General features: G+C 48.8%; 5 protein-coding genes and 1 pseudogene. 4 read left to right on the forward strand and 2 right to left on the reverse strand.

The genetic code is table 11. From position 1 onward, the window contains the following. Positions 1-320: pseudogene (locus H6F88_RS00205) on the reverse strand (hypothetical protein); the annotation flags it as partial. A 21-nt stretch (positions 321-341) separates the two neighbouring features. Continuing rightward, entirely contained in the window at positions 342-686 is a 345-nt protein-coding gene (locus H6F88_RS00210) for a hypothetical protein (RefSeq protein WP_190640748.1), read from the reverse strand. A 149-nt stretch (positions 687-835) separates the two neighbouring features. On the opposite strand from H6F88_RS00210, the gene H6F88_RS00215 reads away from it, so the two are divergent. The 4 genes from H6F88_RS00215 (at position 836) to H6F88_RS00230 (ending at position 3,641) form a co-directional block, all read left to right on the forward strand. Beyond that, complete coding sequence (locus H6F88_RS00215) at positions 836-1,000, forward strand: ribbon-helix-helix protein, CopG family (RefSeq protein WP_190640749.1); 165 nt, start codon at positions 836-838, stop codon at positions 998-1,000. 306 nt (positions 1,001-1,306) lie between these two features. Beyond that, complete coding sequence (locus H6F88_RS00220; protein ID WP_190640750.1) at positions 1,307-2,071, forward strand: AAA family ATPase; 765 nt, start codon at positions 1,307-1,309, stop codon at positions 2,069-2,071. Continuing rightward, positions 2,064-2,510, forward strand: a complete 447-nt coding sequence (locus H6F88_RS00225) for a hypothetical protein (protein ID WP_199333382.1) — start codon at positions 2,064-2,066, stop codon at positions 2,508-2,510. Before H6F88_RS00220 ends, H6F88_RS00225 begins: the two co-directional genes overlap by 8 nt. A 69-nt stretch (positions 2,511-2,579) precedes the next feature. Further along, a complete protein-coding gene (locus H6F88_RS00230) occupies positions 2,580-3,641 on the forward strand; it encodes a PDDEXK nuclease domain-containing protein (RefSeq protein WP_190640751.1) in 1,062 nt (353 codons plus the stop codon). Positions 3,642-3,811: the final 170 nt, after the last annotated feature.

Raw genomic sequence — 3,811 nt, forward strand, 5'->3', positions numbered from 1 at the left:
AGGTCTAATGCATCAGGCATAGCTAAGAATTCGTTGAGGATTAGCTCTCTAAATTCGTAGTCCCAACGCTCCGGCTTGAAGTTGAAGTCATGCAAAATCAAGCTGTAGGCATCAAGGCAGGACTTGTAGACGTTAACGGCAGTGAAGCGCGCTAGGGCTTTAACCCAGGTTGCTTTGCACCGCAGGTCGCCAAACTGTCGCACTTCGGGCTTAAAGTTTTGGGGTTGAGCCAGCACGCCTTTGAATGAGTTGAGTTGTTTCCACTCTTCCCAAACGTGTTGCTTCAGTTCACCCATCTTTGTCTTCCAGGTTGTAGCCATGAGCCAGGTTCAGGTTCTGATTTAATTGCCGTCGCTGTCGCTAAAGCTGTAGGCGATCGCATTGCCGCTGCTGTCGTAGTAGATTGCTGCCCAGTTGCCGTTGGGCAATTTATAGTAGTCGGCTTGCGAGTCTCGGTAGGCGGGAAAGCCAAAGCGATCTTTGATTGCCGTGTAGCTTTGTGGAAAGCTCAGGTATTGCAGGGTCAGAATGTCTTCGGTTTGGAACGTTCCGTCCAACCCATAGGGCTGGGTGCCCGGAGCGGGGGTTGTGGCTGGGGATGTTGCGTCAGCAGGAGCCGGACAACTCTGCAACAAGGGCAGGAGTGACAGCAGCCACAGGAGGGGAAGGGGTTTAAGACACGCCATTATCTTATCTCCATGGGGGTAAAGCTAGGTACATTACCTTACTGCTTATAACAGTACTAGAAAGTACCTGAATGTACCAGGCTCTACAGTGCTTTACCTGTCTTTACAGCATGGAAGCTAGGATCATACAAATGATCAAAAGCTGCACCATGCCGACATCTCAGGAACCGCTGACGGTTTACTTGCCGCCTGAAGTTAAGGAAGCCTTACAGAAGTGGGCAGAAGAGGAGGAACGATCTATGAGCTTCTTGGCTGCTAAGGCGATTACTGAGGCAGTAAAGTCTCGAAAGAAGGGGAAGTCGCGGAACGCATAGCCATCGGATTGAGATGAAAGACTGGAATCCAATTCTGACCAGCAAAACAGATGAGGCGATCGCCATGATGCAATCGAGAAGTATGAATGCGAGATTCCCAAAGTCTAGATATCTTTAATAGCAGACATCTCGATATCTAGATACCTTTTGTTAGATGAAAGAACCAGAATGAAACATTGATGGGGATCAATATAAAGTTATCTCTGGGTCTAGATATCTAGATATCTAGACCCAGAGATAACTTTATATCTAGAAATCTTTCCAGGTAGCTTGTATTCTTGCGGTATCGAAATTAAAAGTTCAACTATGCGAACTTGCTCATGCATTTCCCTCTCAGGTGGGCAGGGAAAGACGACCACTATTTTTTTCACCTCGCTTCTGCTGGCGCAACAGGGTAAGCGAGTACTGGCGATCGACTCTGACCCACAGGCTAACCTCACCTTTTACCTTGGTCATGAGGTGCAGCCTAATCAGCCGAGCCTTTTGGAAGTGCTAACTGGGCAGGTTAGCACTGAGGACGGAATCTATGAAACGAGCTACGAGAATTTGTTTCTTATTCCTGCCGATCGCGGCTTGTTCAAGGTTTCGGACTACCTGAGTAGCAGTGGCACTGGAGCGTTCATCCTTAAGCTGCGGCTTAAAGCGGTTGCCAATCTGTTTGACTATGTTCTGATTGATGTTCAGCCTTCTCGTTCTCAACTTTGCCTGACGGCAGTGGGGGCTTCAGATTGTGTTCTCATTCCTGTGGAAGCCAACGTCAAGGGGATGAACAGTTTGATTGATACTCTGGACTTTCTTCAGGAGCAGTCAAACTTGATGGCATTTACCGGAAAAATTTTAGGGGTGGTTCCATTCCGCGATCGCTGGGTTGGGAACACGCAGACTTTGGAGGGTCGGCAAAATATTGAGGCGATGAAGGAGTTTGTTGGCAGTACTCCCATTCTTGCCTCGATTCGAGAGTCGGAGAAATTTAAGAGTGCCATCCGTCAAGGAAAACTGCTCTCAGAGATGGGGCAGACAGATTTACAGTACCCCTTTGAACAGATTGTTGAGGCGCTAGGATATGAATGATGCTTTAGAGCGACTTAAGAAACGCAGTCGTCCAACTGTCCCCAGTCGAGATGCATCTTTAACACCTTCTCCTCAAGCCTCTGAGAGTCTAGATATCTCGATATCTAGAAATCAAGACATACAGAATTCAGTGTTTCAAGATATCGCGGAACCTCAGAGTCAAGAGTTTGGGGCTTTAGACTCTCAGCAGTCGCTAAAGACTAAGCAGACGACTCTGAGGCTGGAGCAAGGAGTGAGCGAGCGCCTGCAAGACCTATGTAGGGAAAACGGGATCTGTCGAGAGGTTCTGCTTGAGGCGATGTTTGAGTACAGCGAGGCGAACTCCGACATTTTGCAGCAGATATTGGCTGAGGCGAAAAGCAAGAATGAACGACGGCAACAGATTGCAAACCTCAAACGCGCTAAATCCATGATGGAGCGATTTGGGCAACCAGGATAGGGGCGATCGCTTCTACCATCCGTAAAGTATCAACACTCAGATAGTTCAGTGCTGCGACCGTTCTAATTTATGGCTGATTTGTTTAATGCGGGAAGTGATTATGACCAATTCCTGCGGAATCTGAAGGAGCGGATTCGGACTGCTCACGTGCGAGCGGCTCTGGCAGTCAATCGAGAATTGGTGGCGCTCTACTGGCAGATTGGGCAAGAGATTCTAGCTCGGCAGCAGCAGCAGGGGTGGGGAGCCAAAGTAATCGAGCGGTTGGCGAAAGACCTGCGGAAAGAGTTTCCAGAGATGAGGGGCTTTTCTCCTCGCAACTTGAAGTATATGAGGGCTTTTGCGGAGGCTTACCCGGATGAGCAAATGGTGCAGCAAGCTGCTGCACAAATTCCCTGGTTTCACAATTGCGTACTGTTGGACAAGGTAAAAGACCCTGAAGAACGCCTGTGGTATATCCAAAAAACGCTGGAGTATGGCTGGAGCCGCAATGTGCTGGTGCTTCAGGTTGAGAGTGGTCTTTATCAGCGGCAGGGAGGAGCAATCACTAACTTTGAGCAGGTGTTGCCTCCGGCTCAGTCTGACCTGGTGCAGCAGATTATTAAAGACCCTTACCATTTTGACTTTTTAGGCTTGGGGGAGGAGCGATCGGAGCGAATCCTGGAGCGGGGACTGATTGACCACATCCGCGATTTTTTGATGGAGTTGGGAGTTGGCTTTGCTTTTTTGGGGAGCCAGTATCCGATTGAGGTGAGTGGCAAGGAATATCGATTGGACTTGCTGTTTTATCACGTTAAGCTGCACTGCTATGTGGTGATTGACCTGAAGATGGGGGAGTTCGAGCCGGAGTTTTCGGGCAAGATGAATTTCTACGTCGCGGCAGTGGATAACCTGTTGCGATCGCCCAAGGATGAACCCACGATTGGGATTGTCTTATGTAAGTCGAAGGATAAGACCACGGTAGAATATGCGCTCCAGGGCATTCAGAAGCCGATTGGCGTAGCAACGTTTCAACTCGAAAGGGAACTTCCTGACCCACTCAAAGGAATTTTGCCAACAGCAGAACAGTTAGAGGTTGAGCTGAATGCAGCTGTGGTAGAGGTTCAACCGGAGACAGAGGAGAGCGAGGATTAGACTTCCTGCACGAATATAAAGTGAGTGTGACAGTTGAGGATCGCAGCGAAGCAAGATAGCTTCTGAATAGAAGCTAATGTCAGAAGCAGATATGCGATATAACGAGTTGGAGCATCTATCGAAGCGCCACTTTAAGCGCTTGTGTGGGGTCAACCGTGAAACGTTTAGCG

Source organism: Oculatella sp. FACHB-28, from assembly GCF_014696015.1.
Taxonomy (GTDB): domain Bacteria; phylum Cyanobacteriota; class Cyanobacteriia; order Elainellales; family Elainellaceae; genus JAAUTN01.

Excerpts from the sequence above, each read along its gene's own strand:
- H6F88_RS00210 (WP_190640748.1), bottom strand. The coding sequence starts at position 686 with ATGGCGTGTCTTAAACCCCTTCCCCTCCTGTGGCTGCTGTCACTCCTG.
- H6F88_RS00215 (WP_190640749.1), top strand. The coding sequence starts at position 836 with ATGCCGACATCTCAGGAACCGCTGACGGTTTACTTGCCGCCTGAAGTT.
- H6F88_RS00220 (WP_190640750.1), top strand. The coding sequence starts at position 1,307 with ATGCGAACTTGCTCATGCATTTCCCTCTCAGGTGGGCAGGGAAAGACG.
- H6F88_RS00225 (WP_199333382.1), top strand. The coding sequence starts at position 2,064 with ATGAATGATGCTTTAGAGCGACTTAAGAAACGCAGTCGTCCAACTGTC.
- H6F88_RS00230 (WP_190640751.1), top strand. The coding sequence starts at position 2,580 with ATGGCTGATTTGTTTAATGCGGGAAGTGATTATGACCAATTCCTGCGG.